Source organism: Streptomyces sp. NPDC005820 (assembly GCF_040630255.1).
Taxonomy (GTDB): Bacteria; Actinomycetota; Actinomycetes; order Streptomycetales; family Streptomycetaceae; genus Streptomyces.
Genome location: NZ_JBEXXE010000050.1, coordinates 61,449 through 82,098, shown reverse-complemented (window position 1 = coordinate 82,098; position 20,650 = coordinate 61,449). Strand labels below are relative to the sequence as shown.

Here is a 20,650-nt window from a genome sequence, read left to right as displayed (position 1 = left end):
GCCCTGAGCGCGCGCTCAGCGCTTGCGTGTCGCAGCAGTGCCATCCCGCACCCTCTGGAGGAGAGCCATCGTGCCTCGTACCGTCAGGGACGTCGTCTTCGTCGACGGCGTCCGTACCCCGTTCGGCAAGGCGGGCCCGAAGGGCATCTACCACGAGACCCGCGCCGACGACCTCGTCGTGAAGGCGATCCGGGAGCTGCTGCGCCGCAACCCCGGTCTCGACCCCAAGAAGATCGACGAGGTCGCCATCGCCGCGACCACGCAGATCGGCGACCAGGGCCTGACCATCGGCCGCACCGCCGGCATCCTGGCCGGTCTCCCCCAGTCGGTCCCCGGCTACTCCATCGACCGGATGTGCGCCGGCGCCCTGACCGCCGTCACCACGGTCGCGGGCTCGGTCGCCTTCGGCGCGTACGACATCGCCGTCGCGGGCGGTGTCGAGCACATGGGCCGCCACCCGATGGGCGAGGGCGTGGACCCGAACCCGCGGTTCGTCTCCGAGAAGCTGGTCGACGAGTCCGCCCTGTTCATGGGCATGACCGCGGAGAACCTGCACGACCGCTACCCGCAGATCACCAAGCTGCGCGCGGACGAGTACGCGGTCCGCTCCCAGGAGAAGGCCGCCAAGGCCTACGCCAACGGCAAGATCCAGGCCGACCTGGTGCCGATATCGGTGCGCCGCACCAACGCGGACGCCGGTGAGACGGGCTGGGGCCTGGTCACCGCCGACGAGCCGATGCGCCCGGGCACCACCCTGGAGAACCTCTCCGGCCTGAAGACCCCGTTCCGCGTCCACGGCCGGGTCACCGCCGGTAACGCGGCCGGTCTGAACGACGGCGCCACCGCCTCCCTGATCGCGTCCGAGGACTTCGCCCGCGAGAACGGCCTGCCGGTCAAGATGCGCCTCGTCTCGTACTCCTTCGCGGGCGTCGAGCCGGAGGTCATGGGCTACGGCCCGATCCCGGCCACCGAGAAGGCGCTCGCGCAGGCGGGTCTGTCCATCTCCGACATCGGTCTGTTCGAGATCAACGAGGCCTTCGCCGTCCAGGTGCTGGCCTTCCTCGACCACTACGGCATCGCCGACGACGACGAGCGCGTCAACCAGTACGGCGGCGCCATCGCCTTCGGCCACCCGCTGGCCTCCTCGGGCGTGCGTCTGATGACGCAGCTGGCCCGCCAGTTCGAGGAGCAGCCGCACGTCCGCTACGGCCTGACCACCATGTGCGTCGGCTTCGGCATGGGCGCGACGGTCATCTGGGAGAACCCGCACTTCGAGGGGGACAAGTGAGCACCACCGCTGAGCTGCTGAAGGGTGCGGCCGAGCTGTTCCCGGACGAGGTCGTCACCCAGGCGCACGTACGCCACCTCGACCTGCCGTCGGGTGCCGGGCGCTTCGCCCTGATCACCCTCGACAACGGCCTCGACCACACCAAGCCGACCACCTTCGGCCCCGCCTCGCTCGCGCGCCTCGACGCCGCGATCGACCAGGTGGAGAAGGAGGCCGCGGCCGGCGAGATCGTCGGTGCCGGCGTCACCGGCAAGCCGTTCATCTTCGCCGTCGGCGCGGACCTCAAGGGCGTCGAGCTCCTCAAGGAGTACGACCACGCGCTCGCCATCGGCAAGGGCGGCCACGAGGTCTTCAAGCGCCTCGCGGGCCTCGCGGTCCCGACCTTCGCGTACTACAACGGCGCGGCGATGGGCGGCGGTGTCGAGGTCGGTCTGCACTGCACCTACCGCACCGTCTCCAAGGCGCTCCCGGCGTTCTCGCTCCCCGAGGTCTTCCTCGGTCTGGTCCCCGGCTGGGGCGGCTGCACGCTGCTGCCGAACCTGATCGGCGCCGAGAAGGCCGTCTCGGTGATCGTCGAGAACAGCCTGAACCAGAACAAGCAGCTCAAGGGCCAGCAGGTCTTCGACCTGGGGATCGCCGACGCGCTCTTCGAGGGCGCGGACTTCCTGGAGCAGTCGCTGATCTGGACCGCCCAGGTCCTCAAGGGCGACGTCACGGTGGAGCGCCCGCTCGTCGACCGCGGTGAGGCCTGGGACCAGGCCGTCGCGCGCGGCCGGTTCGTCGCCGACTCCAAGGTGCACGGCGCGGCCCCGGCCGCCTACCGCGCCCTCGACATCATCGCCGCCGCCAAGAACGGCGACCTCCAGCAGGGCTACGACGCGGAGGACACCGCGCTCGCCGACCTGATCATGGGCGGTGAACTGCGCGCCGGCATCTACGCGTTCAACCTGGTGCAGAAGCGCGGCAAGCGTCCCGCGGGCGCCCCGGACAAGAACCTGGCCCGCCCGGTCACCAAGGTCGGCGTGGTGGGCGCGGGCCTGATGGCCAGCCAGCTCGCGCTGCTGTTCCTGCGCCGCCTGGAGGTGCCCGTCGTCCTGACGGACATCGACCAGGAGCGCGTCGACAAGGGCGTGGGCTATGTCCACGCCGAGATCGAGAAGCTGCTCGGCAAGGGCCGGATCAACCAGGACAAGGCCAACCGCCTCAAGGCCCTGGTCACCGGTGTCCTGGACAAGGCCGAGGGCTTCGCGGACGCGGACTTCGTCATCGAGGCCGTGTTCGAGGAGATCGGGGTCAAGCAGCAGGTGTTCGCGGAGGTCGAGGCGGTCGCCCCGGCGCACGCGATCTTCGCGACCAACACCTCCTCGCTGTCGGTGTCGGAGATGGCGTCGAAGCTCCAGCACCCCGAGCGGGTCGTGGGCTTCCACTTCTTCAACCCGGTCGCGGTCCTGCCGCTCCTGGAGATCGTCCGCGGCGAGCAGACCGACGACGCCTCACTGGCCACGGCGTTCGCCGTCGCCAAGAAGCTGAGGAAGACGGCGGTGCTGACGAAGGACGCCCCGGCGTTCGTCGTGAACCGCATCCTGACCCGCTTCATGGGCGAGGTGCAGAACGTCATCGACGAGGGCACCCCGGTCGAGATCGCGGAGAAGGGCGTGGAGCCGCTCGGCCTGCCGATGTCCCCGCTGGTCCTCCTCGAGCTGGTCGGCCCGGCGATCGGTCTGCACGTCTCGGAGACGCTCAACCGGGCGTTCCCGGACCGCTTCACGGTCTCCCCGAACCTCAAGGCGGTCGTCGAGGCCGGCAAGCGCGGCTTCTACGTCTACGACAGCGGCAAGCCCGAGCTGGACCCCGAGGTCGCCGCGCTGCTGAAGCAGGGCGACACGGTCCTCACCGAGGAGCAGGTGCGGGCGCGGGTGCTGGACGCGGTGGCGCAGGAGATCGGGCTCATGCTCGACGAGGGTGTCGTCGCCGAGGCCCAGGACATCGACCTGTGCCTGATCACGGGCGCCGGCTGGCCCTTCCACCTGGGCGGCATCACGCCGTACCTGGACCGCGAGGGTGTCTCCGAGCGGGTGAACGGGAAGCGGTTCCTGGCTCCCGGGACGGCGTCCGTCCCGGCGTGAGGTGAGCGTCGTACGGATGTGAGCGTCGTACGGATGTGATGAGGGCCCCCGCCGGACGGCGGGGGCCCTCTTCCCGTGTGTGCTCCCGGTATCAGCCGGCGACCGTCCACGGGCCGAACTCGGGCGATCCCGGGGCGAGTTGGCGGGCGACGGCGAGGCGGCCGTCGGCGCCGAGGACCGCGATCACCGCGCGGCCGAGCGCGTCGAAGGCGGCCGCGGGGGCCCCGGCGAGGGTGCCGCCCAGCTCGGTCGTGGGCAGTTCCCGCCAGGTCCCGTCGCCCGGCAGGAAGCGGTGGGCCACCCCGCCGAGGTCGCCGCGGGTGACGACCAGGGTGCCGGTCTCGGGCGACGGCGAGGCGGCCAGCGCGATCGCGCCGAAGCCGCCGCGGCCCCCGATGGACGCCGCGGGCTGGGCCCAGCGCCCGCCGGGGGCGTCCTCCTGGGCCATGAGGAGGCGTCCGGTGCCGGGCTGCCGGTAGACCGTCATGACCTGCCCGGTCGGCTGGACCACGGCCGCGGCGGGCCCGGCGGGCACGGTGAGCCGGAACCGGGGCGCCCGGCTCAGCGGCGCGTCGAGGGAGCCCTGCGCCCAGTGGAAGACGCCCTCCCTGCTGGCGGCGAACACCTCCACATGCCCGTTGGGCGCGGTGAGGGCGGCGATGCCCTCCTGGAGTTCGTGTCCGCGCAGGTCGGTCCACTCGCCCCAGGAGCCGTCGGTCTCCTGGATCCTGGTGTGCAGGCCCTGGCCGGCGTTGCGCACGAACAGGTGCAGCCGGCCCCGGCCGTCGCGGGTGACGGCGGGGGCGCCGAGGTGGCGGTCGCGCTGCGGGTCGCCGGCGGAGGGGTTGCCGAGGGTGACCCAGCCCGGGAACGCGCCGTCGGGCTCGGCCTGTTCGAGCAGGACGATCTCCCGGGTGTGGGCGCCGTCGGCGGCGAGGTGGGAGAGCCGCTCGGCGAACACCTGCCAGCGCCCGTCCGGGGTGAGGCCGACGGCGAGGCCCGGGGCGAGGGGGCCGCCGCCGAGGAAGAAGGGGCCGCGCCATTCGTCGGTGCCCGGCCGGGCCTCCAGCCACACCGCCGCCTGCTGGTTGACGACGGCGAACGCGGCGAGCCGGCCGCGCCGGTCGGCGAGCAGCCAATGCGCGCCGGACGGATGGCGCGGGGCGGTGCTCTGCACCCAGCCCGTGGAGCGGGCGTTCAGGGCGACGGCGTAGTCGCCGCTGCCGGCCGGGTCCCCGCTGTCGTAGCCGTCGGCGGCGCCGTAGACGTTGAGGAAGAACTCCTTGAGGGAGACCGCCTGCGGGCTCAGGTTGTGCGGCCAGCGTTCGTTGGCGTAGCCGCGGTAGGACTCCACCGCGAAGGTGCGGTTCTCGCCGGGGCCCTGGTAGTGGTCCAGGGCCAGCCAGGTGAACAGGGCGGCCGCGGTGTGGTCGCAGTGGTCGGAGAGGTCGCCGAAGTCGTGCCGCTGGGGGAACTTCTCGTCGTGGACCAGCCGGTCGGGGTCGGGGTCCATGGTGCGCACCAGGGTGGGCCGGACCAGGTCCATCAGCTGCACCAGGGTGTCCACCAGGCCCGTGCGGGTGTAGGCGTGGGGCTCGTGCACCAGGCCGCCGGGGACGACGAGGGTGGGGACCCGCTCGGTCTCCTCGTGCCACAGCGCGTGCAGGCTGCGCGGCGGGCCCTCCGGGGTGCCGTGCTGGCGGATGTTGAGGAAGACCAGCGTCACCCAGGGCGCGTCGGCGAGCGAGTAGGCCTCCGCCACGGCGCCGCCCGCCGTGGACAGGGTGGCGGGCTTCCACGCCGCGGTGCGGTCGCCGAGCAGCATGGCGGCGTACGCGGCCTTGATGCCGTTCTGCCGTGCCTTGCCGTAGGCCGCCCGGTCCTCGACGGCGGGTTCCTGCTGCCAGGGCCGGGGGTTGAGTCCGTTCGCGTCACCGGCGGTGAGGTAGACGGTGGTGGTGCGGACACCGGCCTTGAGGCCCTGGAAGACGGCCGGATTCATGAAGTACAGGTCGTCGTCGGGGTGGGCCACGACCTGCAGTACGGACGCGGGGCTGGTCATGCTTCGCTCCTCCCGAGCGCAGAGGGGGATGGGGACGGGGATGCGGGTGCGGTCACAGGGGCCATCCCGGCAGGTAGCCGGCGTGGGCGCGCTGGTTGCGGACGGACCCGGTCTCGTACTGGCTGGGGACCGGGAAGTAGCTGGGCAGGAAGGCGGCGAGGATGGCGTCCTGCTCGTCCTCGGGAACGTCTCCGTCGTGGTAGTCGTTCAGGCAGAACACGTCGTGCGGGCGCACGCCGAGGATCCGGTTCAGCCGGGCGGCGTGCTCGCCGAGGCCGACGTTGACGAATCCGCAGGAGATGCTGCCGGGCACGCTGCGCAGGGTGTGGTAGCCGACGTAGTGGTGCAGCGAGGAGGCGACGGAGACATCGCCGTGGCTGCGCAGTTGGCTGGCGGCGGTGCCCGACACGGCGTGCTGGTAACGCTGTTCGATGTCGGCGAGGACACTGCGCCGCAGCGGGTGCGGGGCGTGCAGGAAGGAGTGCACGGGCGTCTGCCCGAAGTCCTGCTGGATCAGGGCCCGGTTGTTCTTCGCGGCGCTGATGGCGAACTCGTCCTCGGGGCCGGGCGGCGCCATCGGTATGGAGGTCGGCGACATGAAGTGCCGGGCCTGGCCGTTGCCGAGGAAGAACAGGTCGGGGCGCACGGTCCGGCCGAGGAACACGTCGTCGTTGAAGTACAGGAAGTGCTCGGCGAGGCCCTCGATGTGGTGCAACTGGCTTTCGATGGCGTGCGAGTTGTACGTCGGCAGCGCTCCCCGGTCGGCGAAGATCTCGCGGTGGTCGACCACGCGGACGCGCGGGTGCGAGGTGTCCAGCCAGTGCGGGACCTGCCCGTCGGTGACGAGGTGGATGTTCCGGATCCAGGGCGCGTACATGTCGATCGAGCGCAGGGAGTAGCGCAGTTCGTCCCGGTCGCGGAAGCGGGCGGCGCTGGTCGCCGCGTCCTCGGTGTCCATGCCCAGCGCGGCCAGGACGGCGTTCTTGCGCTCCAGCCAGGCCACGTCCGCGCCGTCGACCCAGGTGTAGACGGCGTCGACGGGGAAGTCGACGTCGCCGTGCAGCCGTTGGGTGAAGGCTTCGATGGTGGGGTAGGGGCGGCCGGCCAGGGTGAGGGAGGAGCGGCGCATGGCCGCGTTCGGGACCCGTTCGCCGATCAGGGTGCGGGCGGGCGCCTGGAGGTGGGCGGGGTCCTCGGGGTCGTTCTCCCAGAAGGAGATCGTGCAGCCGTACACGGCGCCCAGGCGCAGCAGGCGCGAGGGGGCGACGACGTTCTGGTAGACGCGGACGCCCGAGGAGGGGGTGTCGGCGTAGGGGGCGACGAGTCCGGCGAGGACCGTCGCGACCGTCTTCTGGCTCTCGTTGAGGACGGCGGCGTACACGGCGTCGTCGCGGTGGCGCTCGGCGAGGGCCTTGAAGACCGCCTCGCGGTACACGGCGTGCACGGCGACGGAGTGCCGTACGAGGTGGTCGCGTACGACCAGATAGGGGATGTCGGCCCCTTCGAGCACGTTGGCCACCAGGGCCAGGTTCTGCTGGACGACGTCCCAGGGGGACTCCCAGTCGAGGAGCCGGCAGACCTGGCCGCCGTCGCTGACGAACCCGCGCCGCTGGAGCAGGCGTTGTTCGAGGGCGCGCTGGTCGGAGCTGCGGACGGTGGTGGCGGGGGCGGGGGTGGCGGCGGGCACGATGCCCTCGGCGCCGCCGAAGTAGGCGTGCAGGGCCTGGCGTTCGGCCTTGGCGACGGCGCGCCGGCCGGTGTCGCGTTCGGCGGCGAGTTCGTGGAGGATCCGCTCCCAGGTGGCGGTGACCACGGTGGGCGAGAAGCGGTTGACCGAGGCGAGGGCCGCGGCGCCCATCCGCGCGCGCAGTTCGGCGTCCTGGATGAGCAGCAGCAGCGCCGAGGCGAGGGCGTCGGTGTCGCCGGGCGGGACGAGGATGCCGGTCTCGCCGTCGATGACGACCTCGCGCGGGCCGTTGGGCGAGTCGTAGGAGACCACCGGGACACCGGCGGCCTGGGCCTCGGCGAGGACGAGTCCGAAGGCCTCGTTGCGGGAGGTGAGGGTGGCGATGCTGGCCTTGGCCCACTCCTCGGCGAGATGCCGGGAGTTGCCGTTGAGCTGGACGCAGTCGTGCAGCCCGAGCAGGTCGATCTGCCGGCGCAGGGCGCCGCTGAGCGGTCCGTCGCCGAAGATCCGCAGCTGCCAGTCCGGGTGGTGCCGGGCGACGGTCGCCCAGGCGGTGACGGCGTGGTCGATCTGCTTCTCGGCGACCAGCCGGCCGGCGATGACCACCGTGCGGGTCTGCAGAGTGGAGCGCGGCCGGAAGCCGCCGGGCAGGGCGTTGGGCACGACCTCGAGCCGGGGCGCGGCGTCCCCGAGGGTCTCGGCGAACCAGTCCCGGGTGCGTTCGCTGAGCACGGCGAGGCAGTCCAGGCGGGCGGCGTACCGGCGCAGCGGCTCACCGCTGGCGCCGCGCAGTTCGGAGACCCGGTGCTCCTGGTGGACGGTGATCACCTGGGCCGGGGCCAGGTGGACGGCGAGGGCCATCAGGGCGGGGGTGGTGGTGATCAGGACGTCGGTGTCCGTGTCCTGGAGGGCGAGTCCGAGTTCGAGGTCGGAGAGCCGGTTGAAGGCGGGTTCCCAGTCGCGGTCGACGATCTGGCTGGGCTGGGCGGCGAGGCCCGTCCACACCGTGTCGTCGACGGCGGTGGGGCGCAGCGGGCGGGGGGCGGGGGCGGTGAGGTCGACGAGGTAGTCGACGCGGACCCGTTCGTGCGGGGTGAAGAACTGCTCGCGCTTGCTCTTGAAGACGCTGAGCACCCGTACGTCGTGCCGGGCGGCGAGTTCGGAGGCCTGGTTGTACACCGCGCGTTCGGTACCGCCTACGGCGTCGGCCGTGGTCAGCAGGAACGTGATCTTCATATCTGTGGTCAGCCTGCCTCGGGCATGCGCGTGCAGGTGATGCGGAGGTTTCCTGCGGGGGTGTAGCGCGGTTGGACGATCAGGGGCGGGTGGCCCTGGGGGGTGATGGCCAGGGCGCGCATCGCGAAGACGCGCAGGGGGTTGCGGACGTCGTGCAGCCGGCGGCCGAGACGGCTGGAGAGCCCGGTGCGGTCGGCCAGGACGACGTCCCAGTGCTCGGGGCGGGTGCCGCGCGGCGGCATCCGGTCGAGCGGGACGTCGACCCGGTAGGCGCCGGCGCCGAGCGGGGTGACGGGCTGTTCGATCCGGCGCCCGGAGGCGACGAACTCGGCCCAGGGCTCCTCGGCGCGGGTACCGAGGACCCGGAAGTCGACGGTGACCCCGGCGTGGCCCAGGTGCACCTTGGCCACCTCCACGGCGGCCCGCGCGCCGGTGCTGACCAGGCGGGCGCTGCCGCGCACGGAGCGGCCGAGCCGGTGCCGCTCCCCCGTCACCGGGGAGGCCTCCATGGGCTTGGTGGGGCCCTCGTACGGCGTCGGCGGCTCGAGGAGCAGCAGGGACAGGGTGCGCCGGCGGCGCCCGGAGCGGACGCGCAGCCGCATGCGCCAGCGGCCGGTGCCGACGGGGACGCCGCCGACCTCGGCGCCCAGCAGGATCGCGGCGTCGACCAGGGCCTCGCCGTCGGGGCCGGTGTGGACGCGGGCTTCGGCGAGGTGGCGGCGGCCGCGGCGGCGCAGCACGATCTCGGCCCGGTCGGGCTGTCCGGCGGAGGGCGGCAGTTGGGCGTGCAGGTTCACGGTCTGGCCGTCGAGGATGGCGGCGTAGCGCAGCCGGGCGGTGCGTTTCCCGCGCAGGGGGACGAACAGGCCGAGCATGACGCGTTCGCGCAGGGCGACGGCCTTGGCGCGCAGCCGGCGGCGCGGCCGGGGCGCCCCGCCGTGGTCCGGTGCGGGGGTGCGGGGTCTGGAGGTCATCGGCCGAGGCGCCCCGGTCCGGTCGCGCGCTCGTCGGCGCGGGGGTGCTGCGGGGCGGGGTGCGGGTCGTCCGGCAGGTGGATGCCGGAGTCCTTCTCGAAGGGGCTGAGCACGGGGAAGTAGGCCTCCAGGAAGTTCTTCACCATCCGGCCCTGGGCGTCGGGGTCGGCCGCCGTGACCGTGTCGTTCATGCAGAAGGTGTCGAAGTTGCGGCGGGCGAGCAGGTTGTCCAGGCGCCGTTGGGCGAGGGTGTCGGCGAGGTCGACGTACACGTAGCGGATGTCGCCGACCGTGGCGCGGGCCGAGTGGTAGGCGTAGTAGTGGTGCAGCGAGGAGGCGATGGGCACGTCGCTGGGCGAGCGGAAGCGGGAGTGCTGGGTCACCCGGTGGGCCTTGGCGTAGATCTGCTCTATCTCGGTGAGGACGCTGCGGCGCAGGGCGTGCGGGGTGTGTTTCATCTTCTGTGAGATGACGGTGCCGAACTGCTGGGCGATCAGGCCGCGGCTGTTGCGGCCGGCCGCGTTGACGGGCAGGTCCTCGTCGCCGGCCCGGCCGGACGGGATCAGCGCCTTGGACTGGAAGAACTTGGTGAGTCCGTTGGGGTGGAAGAAGTGGCCGGGCTGGACCGGGCGGCCGAAGAACACGTCGTCGTTGAGGTAGAGGAAGTGCTCCGAGAGGTCCCGGATGTGGTGCAACTGGCTCTCGATGGCGTGTGAGTTGAACGTGGGCAGCGCGTAGGGGTCGGAGAAGATCTCCCGGTGGTCCACCACCCGGATGCCGGGGAAGTCGGTGTTCAGCCAGGACGGCACCTGGCCGGCGGTGACGAGGAAGATGTTGCGCACCCAGGGGGCGTACTGGTGGATCGAGCGCAGGGAGTAGCGCAGTTCGTCGCGGCTGGTGTAGCGGGCGTCGTTGGCCGCCTGCTCGTGCAGTGCGCCGCCGGGGGCGGTGGTGAGCCGGCCGCGCAGCGCGTCCCGGTTCGCCCGCCAGACCGGGTCGGAGTCGTCGACCCAGGTGTAGACGACGTCGATGGGGAAGAGGTGGTCCTCGGGCAGGGCGGCGACGAACTCGGGCAGGGTACGGGCGTGTCCGGTGGAGTACACGGCCGGTACGGCACTGAAACGTTTCTGTTCGGCCCAGCAGCGGCCCGCGTCCACCGACACCTCGGTCATCACCCGGTTGGGGCGCGGCGCGACCAGCCGGCCGTCCTGCTCCGCCCAGAACTCGATGTCGCAGCCGGACTCCCGGCCGAAGACCAGGTTGCCGCTGGGGTCGCAGACGATCCACGCCACGCGCACCACGCTCTGACCGCGCAGGGCGCGCCAGGTGGCGACGGCGCCGCCGGGGCGCATCGGCCCGGCCGGGACGGCACCGGCGTATCCGGCGCCCTCCTCGCTGACGACCCGCAGCAGCGCCTCCAGTTCGGCCCGCTGCCGGGCGGGCACGGCGACGCTCGGGGTGAGCGAGGACTGACCGCGCACACAGAAGTAGTCGATGCCCGCCTCCTCCAGCACGGAGACGAGGACGTGCAGATTGCGGGCCCGGGCGGCCCACGCGGTGGCCCCGGGGACCTCCACGGCACGGACGTGCTTCCCGGCCACCCGGACGACCCGGATCCGATCGCCGGCCCGCGGGCCGCCCCGGCCCTGTCCGCCGAGCGCCCGGACGACGACGGCGGAGCGGACGGCGTCGGCGGAGGCCAGGGAGCGCTTCACCGAGGAACGCAGCGGGTGGGGGACTCGTCGCACGATCCGGCGCCGCGCCCCCAGCGGCACCAAAGATCGATATGTCGACACGAGCGCGCTCGCCTCGGGGTTGTTGAGGCTCACCTGTACTTCCGCACTTTCCACGTCCGAAGCCGGCTCGACCACAAGACCGGCATCTGCGTTCACCTGATGCACAGCAAAGGATTACCGAACATTTACTGATCAATCATGATGTTTCCATCTGTTCCACGGGCTGTCCAGGAGTAATCGGTTTCCGGCGGCCTCATACCGGCGCCGACTCCCCCAGCACCAGGCCCGGTTGGGGCATCTGCCGGGCGACCCGCAGCGTCCCTGCGGGATCGAAGGCCGCGACCACCACCCGGCCGCGGCCGTCGTGGGCCAGGGCCGGATCGCCCGCGCAGGCCAGACCGGTGTCCGACCACCACAGACCCGAGGACTCGTCCTCCGTGGCGCAGACCCCGACCACAACGGTGCCGGAGGCTCCGCGATGGGCGATCACCGTGCAGTCGTAGCCGTCGAGGGTGGTGCGCAGCGCCGCGTTGGCCCCGTCGCCCGGGGTGCCGCCCAGCGGGACGGACCAGCCGCCGCGCCGGTGGCAGATCAGCCCGCCCCCGGCCGGGTCGGTCCAGAAGTACGTGAGCCGGCCGGGCGCGGTCTCCAGCGCGGCGACCGATCCCGCCGCCGGGCCGGGCCGTACGTCGTGCGAGCGCTGCGGCTCGGCGGCGGGCTCGGGCTGGAACCAGTGCAGGGCGGCGCCCCCGGCCGGGGCGAACACCTCGATCCGGCCGTCCGACGTGGCCGCCGCGGTGAGTCCGCCGCGCACGTCCGTGCCCCGCAGATCGGCCCAGGGCTCCCAGCGGCCGCCCTTGCCCTCCCGACGCATCATCAGCCCGCCGCCCGCGTTGGGCGCGAAGACGTGCACGGTTCCGTCGGAGGCCACGGCGCCCGCCGGGGCGCCGAAGTGCCGCGCCCGGTCCGGCTGGGGGTGCGGATTGCCGAGGGAGCGCCACTCCGTGACGGGCCGTCCGCTCTGGTACTGGATCGCGTGGACGACGTCCACCTCGACGGCCCCGTCACCCCGCGGGCGCTCCCGCCGGCCCAGGAAGTGGACGTAGGCGTCCGCCCCCTGGACGATCGCGAGATGGGTGAGGTGCCGGACCTCGACGAGGTCCGGCCCCGACCAGTCGGGGCCACCGGGCCGGGTCTCGGTCCACCGCAGCAGTCCGCCGCGGGCGGGCGCGTACGCGGTGAGCCGGCCGTCCCTGCCGAGGGTGAGCCAGGTGCCCGTGGCCGTGCCGGTCACCGCCGGCGCCGGCACGGTGGCGGCGGCAGCGGTCACCGGCGCGGCGGAACCGCGCCGGGTCGCGGCACGCGCGGACCGGCCCCGCATCGGCATCACGGCCTCCTGACGAACATGGCCGATCCGTGAACGACGGATGGCCGGAATTCTCACATCATATGCATGGTCCCTACACTGCTCCGAGCCGCGGGCCGCACGGCCCGACGGGGAGAGCGGCCTCACCCACCCCGGCCCACCAGGGCTTTCACGTGATGTGGATCACTGTCGTACAACGGCCGACGGGGGTCGCCGGTCTTCCGAACGCCCGGGCGCACGCCTGCCCGGACCCGAGAAAGACGAGGACACCGACCCGTATGACGACCCCAGCCGTCGAGAGCCCGAGCGCATCGCCCCGTTCCCCGGACGGCGGCGCACCCCGCCGCCGACGCCGGACCGGCCGGTGGATCCTGCTCGCGCTGACCCTCCTCCTCGTGGTCGGCGCCGGCACCGCGTACTGGCTCTACCGGGACCTCGACGGCAACATCAAGGGCGTCGACATCGACGAGGCGATCGGTGACGACCGGCCGGAGAAGCTGCCGACCTCCGGGCAGAACATCCTGATCCTGGGGTCGGACTCGCGCGCCGGGGCGAACGCCGCGCTGAACACCGGCAAGGTCGCGGGCGCCCGCTCCGACACCGCGCTGGTGATGCACATCCCCGAGGGCCGCACCGAGGCCGTCGCCATCAGCATCCCGCGCGACACCCTGGTCACCCGGCCCGAGTGCAGCGGGTCCGACGGCTCGACGGTGGCCTCCGCCCGGCGCGTGATGTTCAACTCCATCTACTCGCAGGTCGGTCCGGCCTGCGTGGTCAAGACGGTGGAACAGATGTCCGGGGTCCGCATGGACCACTACGTCGAGGTCGACTTCGCCGGCTTCAAGGGGCTGGTGGACGCGATCGGCGGGGTGACGGTCACCGTCGACCAGGACATCCACGACACCTCCAGCGGCCTCGACCTCACCGCGGGCACCCACCGGCTGGACGGGACGCAGGCCCTGCAGTTCGTCCGGACCCGGCACGGCATCGGCGACGGCAGCGACCTGGGCCGCATCGGCCTCCAGCAGCAGTTCATGCTCGCCCTGCTGGGCGAGATCAAGAAGCAGGACCTGCTGGGCAGCCCCGCCAAGACCTACGAGATCGCCGACGAGCTCACCGCGGCCCTCACCACCGACTCCGGTCTCGCCTCGCTCACCAAGCTGGCCGAGTTCGGCCGCAGCCTCAACGGCGTCGACCCGTCCACCATGGAGACGATCATGCTCCCGGTGGCGTACGACAAGGTCGACCCGAACCGGGTCGTGGCCGCCGAGCCCCAGGCCTCCACCCTGTGGAAGGCGGTCCGCTCCGACTCCCAGATCCCGGAGTCGGCGAAGAAGTCCCCGGCGACCGGCGGGAGTTCCTGACCACCGACGAACCTGACGACCCGTCGGATCTGACGTCGGGTCGGTCGCCGGTGGGTCAGTCGGCGGGTCGGTCGCCGATGGGTCGGCCGGTGGGTCGGCCGGTTCAGACCTCCTGCCACGCCGTCAGCGCGAGCACCGGCTCGTCCTTGCGGCGGCTGAGCAGGAGGCGTCCGGTCGACGGGGACAGCGTGGCGGCGACCACCCGGTCCTCGTGGTCCACGGCCAGCGCCACCTCGGCGTCGGCGGCCAGTCGAGGGCCGGACTCGGCCCACCAGGCGCCGGCCGACTCCTGTTCGGTGGGGTAGGCGGCGAAGGCGACCCGGCCGCTCGCGGAGCGCTGGGCGAGCAGGGTGCAGTCGTGGCCGTCGAGCACGCAGCGGATCGCGGCCACCGGACCGGCTCCGGCGGCGGCGAGCACGGGGGCCGGCTTGGTGCCGGGCCGCCAGGCCCACACCTCGCCGGAGTCGTCCGTGTAGAAGAGGGTGGTGTGCTCGGCCGAGGTGGCGAGCGCCCGCAGGGTGCCGGGGCGGACCGGCGCCTCCAGGGCCTCCTCCAGCACGGGCGGACCGCCGGCCTCCTCCTGCCGCCAGTGCAGGATCCCGCCGGACACGGCCGCGTACACCTCGATACGTCCCGACTCCCCCGCCACCGCGACGGGCGGCCCCTCGACGCCCTTGCCCTGAAGGTTCCGCCAGGGCTCCCAGCCGCCCTTCTCCTTCTGGGCGACCATGCCGATCCCGGTGGCCTTGTCGCGGACGAAGACATGGGCGCGTCCCTCGGCGTCCACCGCGACGGCGGGCGGGCCGGTGCGGGCGCCCCGCTTGTCCGGGTGGCCGACGGGCGCCCAGTCCAGCGGGGCGAGCAGCGGCCGGTAGTGGACGGAGTGCACCAGGCCCGCCTCGGCCTTCACGGTGGGCCGCCAGGACACCAGATGGGCATAGCCGTCGGCGCCCTGGCCGACGGCGAGCACCGGGTGCACCTTCTGGTCCCCGCCGACCCGGCGCGGGCCGTCCCAGGGCCCGCCCGGTGTGTGTTCCGCTCGGCACAGGACGGCGTCCTCGGACGTCAGATAGACACTCAGCCGCCCGTCGCGGCCGCGTATGAGCCAGTCGCCGTTCACCCGTTCACTTTATGTCGACGGCTTCCCGGCCACGCCCGGCGGGCCCGTGGCCGTGGCGTCCGTGGGACGCTGACGCCATGGACGCCCCCTTGGACGACAGTGCCGCACTCCTCGTGATCGTCGACGGCGCGAACGTGGTCGGGTCGGTGCCCGACGGCTGGTGGCGGGACCGGCGGGGTGCCGCGGAGCGGCTGCGGGACCGGCTGGCCGCGGACGGGCTGCCGGGGCATGCCGGGCCCGTGGAGATCGTGCTCGTGGTGGAGGGCGCGGCGCGCGGGGTGGAGCCGGTGGCCGGGGTACGGGTCGAGTCGGCGGCCGGCAGCGGGGACGACCACATCGTCGGCCTGGTCGCCCGGGCCGACGGCCGGCCCCGCCTGGTCGTGACCGCCGACCGCGAGCTGCGCCGCCGGGTGACGGAACTCGGCGCCGAGGTGACGGGCCCGCGTGCGGTACGGGGCCCGGCGGACGCCTCCTAGGAAAGCCTGGTGGCTCAGGCCGTTTCCCCACCCCCGCGTACCTCGTCGGCCGTCGTCTCCTGGTGCCGGCCGAGGCGGCTGTGGGAGCGGCCGTAGAGGAAGTAGACGAAGAAGCCGATGACCATCCAGATGCCGAAGCGGAGCCAGGTCTCGGCGGGCAGGTTGAGCATCAGCCACAGCGAAGCGCACACCGACAGGATCGGGACGACCGGCACCCACGGGGTGCGGAAGGCGCGCGGCAGGTCGGGGCGGGTGCGGCGCAGGACGATCACACCGATCGCGACGACGACGAAGGCGAAGAGCGTCCCGATGTTCACCAGTTCGGCGAGCTCGCTGAGCTTGGTGAAGCCGGCCAGGATCGCGATCAGCACACCGAGCAGGATGGTCGGCCGGTACGGGGTCCTGAACCGCGGGTGGACGTAGGAGAAGAAGCGCGGCAGCAGGCCGTCACGGCTCATCGCGAAGAACACCCGGGTCTGGCCGAGGAGCAGGATCATGCAGACCGTCGTGAGGCCGACGGCGGCGCCGAAGCTGATGAAGCCCGCGAACCAGGGGTGCCCGGTGGCCTTGAAGGCATCGGCGAGGGGGGCGCTCACGGACAGCTTGCTGTAGTGCTCCATCCCGGTGACGACGATCGACACGGCGACGTACAGGAGGGTGCAGATGATGAGGGAGCCGATGATGCCGCGCGGCATGTCGCGCTGCGGGTTCTTGGTCTCCTCGGCGGCCGTCGCGACGACGTCGAAGCCGATGAACGCGAAGAACACCACGGAGGCGGCGGTGAAGATGCCCATCACGCCGAAGTTGGAGGGCGCCCAGCCGAACATCAGCTGGATCAGCGGCGCCTGGAGGTTGTTGCCCGCCTCCACGGTCTGCGCCTTCGGGATGAACGGGTCGTAGTTCTCGCCGTGGATGAAGAAGGCACCCGCGATGATCACGGTCAGGACGACCGTCACCTTGATGGCGACGACCACGGAGGTGAGCCGCGCGGAGAGCTTCGTGCCGACCACGAGGATGGCGGTGAGCACCAGGACGAGGGCGGCGGCGAGGATGTCGAAGCCGAAGCCGCTCGCCTCCTCCCGCACGCCCAGCGCCTCCGGCAGATGCCAGCCCGCGTTGTCGAGCAGCGAGGCGATGTACCCGGACCAGCCGACCGCCACCACCGCCGTGCCCAGCGCGAACTCCAGGACCAGGTCCCAGCCGATGATCCAGGCGGGCAGTTCACCGATGGAGGCGTACGAGAACGTGTACGCGGAGCCGGCCACCGGGACGGTGGAGGCGAACTCGGCGTAGCAGAGGGCGGCGAGCCCGCAGGCGACGCCGGCCGCGACGAAGGCCAGGGCGACGGCGGGCCCGGCGTTGTTCTTGGCGACCGTACCGGTCAGGACGAAGATTCCGGTGCCGATGATGACACCGACGCCGAAGACGGTCAGATCGAGCGCGGACAAGGATTTCTTGAGCGCGTGCTCTGGTTCCTCGGTGTCGAGGATGGACTGCTCGACCTTCTTCGTCCGGAAGAGGGTGCTGCTCATGGGTACCTCCCACGCTGTGTCGTCCTCGACATGATCGAGAGGGGGCACAGACCGTATGCCCCGGCTCGGGCGGGTTAACGCGAATGGGCCGGTTCCACCACTCTTCACAGTGGTCGAACCGGCCCATCCGGGCGTGTCGGGTTGACGTGGTCGCGCGTCAGTCGCGGGCGGGCTCCACGGAGTCCACCTCGGCGGCCTCGGTGCCGTACTTGCCGTCCAGCTTGGCGACGAGTCCGGTGACCTGGCGGGCGATGTCGGGGGCGGTCAGCCCGATCTCCGCCATGACCTCGGCGCGGGAGGCGTGGTCGAGGAAGCGGGGCGGGATGCCGAAGTCGCGCAGCGGGACGTCGACGCCCCCGTCGCGCAGGGCCTGGGCGACCGCCGAGCCGACACCGCCGACGCGGCTGTTGTCCTCGACGGTGACGACCACCCGGTGCCGCTCGGCGAGCGGGGCCATGGCCTCGTCGACGGGTTTGACCCAGCGCGGGTCGACGACGGTGGTGGAGATGCCCTGCTTGTCGAGCAGGCCGGCGATCTCCAGGCACATCGGGGCGAGGGCGCCCACGGAGACGAGCAGCACGTCGGGCGTGTCGGTGCCCGGCTCGCGCAGCACGTCCATGCCGCCGACGCGTCCCACGGCGGGGACGGCGGGGCCGACGGCGCCCTTGGAGAACCGTACGACGGTCGGCGCGTCGTCGATGGCGACGGCCTCGCGCAGCTGGGCGCGGACCTGGTCGGCGTCGCGCGGGGCGGCGAGCCTGAGGCCGGGGACGACCTGGAGGATCGACATGTCCCACATGCCGTTGTGCGAGGCGCCGTCGGTGCCGGTGACACCCGCCCGGTCCAGGACGAAGGTCACCCCGCACTTGTGCAGGGCCACGTCCATCAGCACCTGGTCGAAGGCGCGGTTGAGGAAGGTGGCGTACACGGCGAAGACGGGGTGCACCCCGGCGTGGGCGAGGCCGGCGGCGGAGACGGCGCCGTGCTGCTCCGCGATGCCGACGTCGTAGACCCGCTCCGGGAAGCGCTTGGCGAACCTGTCGAGCCCGACGGGCTGGAGCATGGCCGCGGTGATCGCGACGATGTCCTGGCGCTCCTCGCCGAGCTTGACCATCTCCTCGCCGAACACGGAGGTCCAGTCGGCGCCGGAGGAGGCGATGGGCAGCCCTGTGTCGGGGTGGATCCTGCCGACGGCATGGAAGCGGTCGGCCTCGTCCTGGAGGGCGGGCTGGTAACCGCGGCCCTTCTCGGTGAGGCAGTGCACGATCACCGGGCCGCCGAAGCGCTTCGCCTTGGCCAGCGCGGACTCCAGGGCCTCCAGGTCGTGGCCGTCGATCGGACCCACGTACTTCAGGCCGAGGTCCTCGAACATGCCCTGGGGCGCGATGAAGTCCTTCAGGCCCTTCTTGGCGCCGTGCAGGGTGTCGAAGAGGGGCTTGCCGACTACGGGGGTGCGCTCCAGCAGGTCCTTGCCGCGGGCCAGGAACCGCTCGTAGCCGTCGGTGGTGCGCAGGGTCGCGAGGTGGTTGGCGAGGCCGCCGATGGTCGGCGCGTACGAGCGCTCGTTGTCGTTGACGACGATGACCAGCGGGCGGTCCTTGGCGTCGGCGATGTTGTTGAGCGCCTCCCAGGCCATGCCGCCGGTCAGCGCGCCGTCGCCGATGACCGCCACGACATGGCTGTCCCGGTCGAGGATCTCGTTGCCCTTGGCGATGCCGTCGGCCCAGCCGAGGACCGTGGAGGCGTGGCTGTTCTCGATCACGTCGTGCTCGGACTCGGCCTGCGAGGGGTAGCCGGACAGGCCGCCCTTCATCTTCAGCCGGGAGAAGTCCTGCCGGCCGGTGAGCAGCTTGTGGACGTAGGACTGGTGGCCGGTGTCCCACAGGATCTTGTCCTTGGGGGACTCGAAGACCCGGTGCAGGGCGATGGTGAGCTCGACCACGCCGAGGTTGGGCCCGAGGTGGCCGCCCGTCTTCGACACGGCCTCGACGAGGAAGCTCCGGATCTCCCCTGCCAGCTGGTCCAGCTCCTCCGGGCTGAGCCGGTCCAGATCGCGCGGTCCCCTGATGCGGGTCAGCAGCGGCACCCGTGCCTCCTTGCAGTAAAAGCTGTTCGAGCTGTTGCCGGGCCAGTCGAGTCTAATGTTCCGCGCTCGGGCCTATGACACGCCTATGCCCGGCACTGTTTCAGTGCCGGGCACAGTGAGTTACGTCAGGGGCGCGGGGCCGTATTGATATGCGGCTCCGCCGCATGGGCGCGACCAGCCACGACGGCGAGTCACGCGCAGTCCCACCGCACCCCGTACGGCGAGAGGCGCTATCCGCGACCCGCGGCCTTCTGAGACTTACGAGACACGGAGTCGATCACGACGGCGCCCAGCAGAACCCCACCGGTGATCATGTACTGGATCGACGTGTTCATGTTCAGCAGGTCCAGACCGGTCTGGATGGACTGGATGACCAGCATGCCCAGCAGGGCGGACCAGACGGTACCGCGGCCGCCGAAGAGGCTGGTGCCACCGATGACGGCCGCCGCGATGGCGAGCATCAGGGTGTTGCCGCCACCGGCGCTGAGCGTCGCGCTCGCGGTCTGGCCGGCGAAGAACATACCGCCGATCGCCGCGAAGCCGCCGGAGATGGCGAACACGGTGATGCGGATCATCGGCACGTTGATACCGGCACGGCGGGCGGCCTCGATGCCGCCGCCGACCGCGAACACCTTGCGGCCGTACGTCGTGCGGCGGAGCACGAAGTCGACGATCACCAGCGCCGCCAGGAAGAGCACCAGCGCGTTGGAGACACCGGCCGCGTCGTTGAGGACGATGGCGGCGGCGAAGGCCGCGACGGCGAGCGCTCCGACGCGCAGCAGGATCTCGCCGGTCGCCCGGAACGGCACGCCCGCGGCCTTGCGGCGGCGCTGCTCGTTGAAGTTGCCGACCAGGGAGAGCACAACGGCGAGGCCGGCCAGCAGGTAGGCGCCGATGATGGCCTGGTCCATGAAGAAGGAGCTCTGGCCGAGCAGGTGGACCGGACCCGTGTCGGACGGGATGTTGATGGTGCCGCTGGCGCCCAGCAGCCAGAGCATCAGACCGTTCCAGCCGAGGAAGCCGGCCAGGGTGACGACGAACGCCGGTACCCCGATCCTGGCGAAGAACCAGCCCTGCAGCGCGCCGATGGCGATGCCGGTGAGGACCGCGAGGACCAGCGCCAGCCAGGCGTTCATGCCATGGGTCACCACGAACACGGCGAACAGGGTGGAGGCCAGACCGCTGACCGAGCCGACCGACAGGTCGATCTCGCCGAGCAGCAGGACGAACACCAGGCCGATGGCGAGCATGCCGGTGGCCGACATGTAGTAGCTGATGTTCGAGAGGTTGTCGGCGCTCAGGAAGCGGTCGTTCTGCAGCTGGAAGATCGTCCAGATGACGATCAGGCCGATGACCACCGGCAGCGAGCCCAGCTCGCCGCCCTTCACCTTGCGCTTGAACTCGGTGATGTAGCCCTTGAGGCCCTCTTCACGGACCAGCAGACGCGGGTCGACGACGGCGACCGGCGCGGCCGTCGGGTCGTCGGCGGGCGCGACGGTGTCCTGCGTCTCGATCACGCCTTCGGTCTTCTCGACCTTCGTGGCCGTCGAGGCCTTCTCCGGCTCCGGGGAGTCGCTCTTCACGGTCTTGGACGTGT

Annotated in this window: 13 protein-coding genes; 4 read left to right on the top strand and 9 right to left on the bottom strand. The window is 72.0% G+C overall.

Annotated features, from left to right (window positions below):
* Nucleotides 1-70: 70 nt before the first annotated feature.
* Both ABZ464_RS42530 and ABZ464_RS42525 read left to right on the top strand, forming a co-directional pair.
* Nucleotides 71-1,288 (top strand): acetyl-CoA C-acyltransferase, encoded by a 1,218-nt coding sequence (locus tag ABZ464_RS42530; RefSeq protein WP_359287265.1) that lies wholly within the window; start codon nucleotides 71-73, stop codon nucleotides 1,286-1,288.
* A complete protein-coding gene (locus ABZ464_RS42525; protein ID WP_359287264.1) occupies nucleotides 1,285-3,414 on the top strand; it encodes a 3-hydroxyacyl-CoA dehydrogenase NAD-binding domain-containing protein in 2,130 nt (709 codons plus the stop codon). The genes ABZ464_RS42530 and ABZ464_RS42525 overlap by 4 nt, the downstream gene beginning before the upstream one ends.
* Before the next feature lie 91 nt (nucleotides 3,415-3,505).
* Here the strand turns inward: ABZ464_RS42525 and ABZ464_RS42520 are convergent, their stop codons facing one another.
* The 5 genes from ABZ464_RS42520 to ABZ464_RS42500 all read right to left on the bottom strand — a co-directional run bounded on the left by ABZ464_RS42520 (nucleotide 3,506) and on the right by ABZ464_RS42500 (nucleotide 12,496).
* Nucleotides 3,506-5,476, bottom strand: a complete 1,971-nt coding sequence (locus ABZ464_RS42520) for a PIG-L family deacetylase (protein WP_359287263.1) — start codon at nucleotides 5,474-5,476, stop codon at nucleotides 3,506-3,508.
* Nucleotides 5,477-5,528: 52 nt separating this feature from the next.
* Nucleotides 5,529-8,399 carry a stealth conserved region 3 domain-containing protein gene (locus tag ABZ464_RS42515; RefSeq protein WP_359287262.1) on the bottom strand — a complete coding sequence of 957 codons (2,871 nt, stop codon included), beginning with the start codon at nucleotides 8,397-8,399 and terminating at the stop codon, nucleotides 5,529-5,531.
* An 8-nt stretch (nucleotides 8,400-8,407) separates the two neighbouring features.
* Nucleotides 8,408-9,373, bottom strand: a complete 966-nt coding sequence (locus ABZ464_RS42510) for a hypothetical protein (RefSeq protein WP_359287261.1) — start codon at nucleotides 9,371-9,373, stop codon at nucleotides 8,408-8,410.
* Complete coding sequence (locus ABZ464_RS42505) at nucleotides 9,370-11,202, bottom strand: stealth family protein (protein WP_359287260.1); 1,833 nt, start codon at nucleotides 11,200-11,202, stop codon at nucleotides 9,370-9,372. Before ABZ464_RS42505 ends, ABZ464_RS42510 begins: the two co-directional genes overlap by 4 nt.
* Nucleotides 11,203-11,362: 160 nt before the next feature.
* On the bottom strand, nucleotides 11,363-12,496 hold the full coding sequence (locus ABZ464_RS42500; RefSeq protein ID WP_359287259.1) for a hypothetical protein: 1,134 nt from the start codon (nucleotides 12,494-12,496) through the stop codon (nucleotides 11,363-11,365).
* Between the two features lie 257 nt (nucleotides 12,497-12,753).
* On the opposite strand from ABZ464_RS42500, the gene ABZ464_RS42495 reads away from it, so the two are divergent.
* The gene (locus ABZ464_RS42495) at nucleotides 12,754-13,839 is read left to right on the top strand and encodes an LCP family protein (RefSeq protein ID WP_359287258.1); all 1,086 of its coding nucleotides are present in this window, start codon (nucleotides 12,754-12,756) and stop codon (nucleotides 13,837-13,839) included.
* Between the two features lie 103 nt (nucleotides 13,840-13,942).
* On the opposite strand, the gene ABZ464_RS42490 is transcribed toward ABZ464_RS42495, so the two are convergent.
* Entirely contained in the window at nucleotides 13,943-14,959 is a 1,017-nt protein-coding gene (locus ABZ464_RS42490; protein ID WP_359287257.1) for a hypothetical protein, read from the bottom strand.
* Nucleotides 14,960-15,048: 89 nt separating this feature from the next.
* On the opposite strand from ABZ464_RS42490, the gene ABZ464_RS42485 reads away from it, so the two are divergent.
* Complete coding sequence (locus ABZ464_RS42485; protein WP_359287276.1) at nucleotides 15,049-15,435, top strand: NTP pyrophosphohydrolase; 387 nt, start codon at nucleotides 15,049-15,051, stop codon at nucleotides 15,433-15,435.
* A 14-nt stretch (nucleotides 15,436-15,449) separates the two neighbouring features.
* Here the strand turns inward: ABZ464_RS42485 and ABZ464_RS42480 are convergent, their stop codons facing one another.
* The 3 genes from ABZ464_RS42480 to ABZ464_RS42470 all read right to left on the bottom strand — a co-directional run bounded on the left by ABZ464_RS42480 (nucleotide 15,450) and on the right by ABZ464_RS42470 (nucleotide 20,570).
* Nucleotides 15,450-16,967 (bottom strand): amino acid permease, encoded by a 1,518-nt coding sequence (locus ABZ464_RS42480; RefSeq protein ID WP_359287256.1) that lies wholly within the window; start codon nucleotides 16,965-16,967, stop codon nucleotides 15,450-15,452.
* Nucleotides 16,968-17,124: 157 nt separating this feature from the next.
* On the bottom strand, nucleotides 17,125-19,053 hold the full coding sequence (gene dxs, locus ABZ464_RS42475) for a 1-deoxy-D-xylulose-5-phosphate synthase (protein WP_359287255.1): 1,929 nt from the start codon (nucleotides 19,051-19,053) through the stop codon (nucleotides 17,125-17,127).
* Nucleotides 19,054-19,283: 230 nt separating this feature from the next.
* Nucleotides 19,284-20,570 (bottom strand): sugar ABC transporter permease, encoded by a 1,287-nt coding sequence (locus tag ABZ464_RS42470; RefSeq protein WP_359287275.1) that lies wholly within the window; start codon nucleotides 20,568-20,570, stop codon nucleotides 19,284-19,286.
* Between the last annotated feature and the right edge of the window lie 80 nt (nucleotides 20,571-20,650).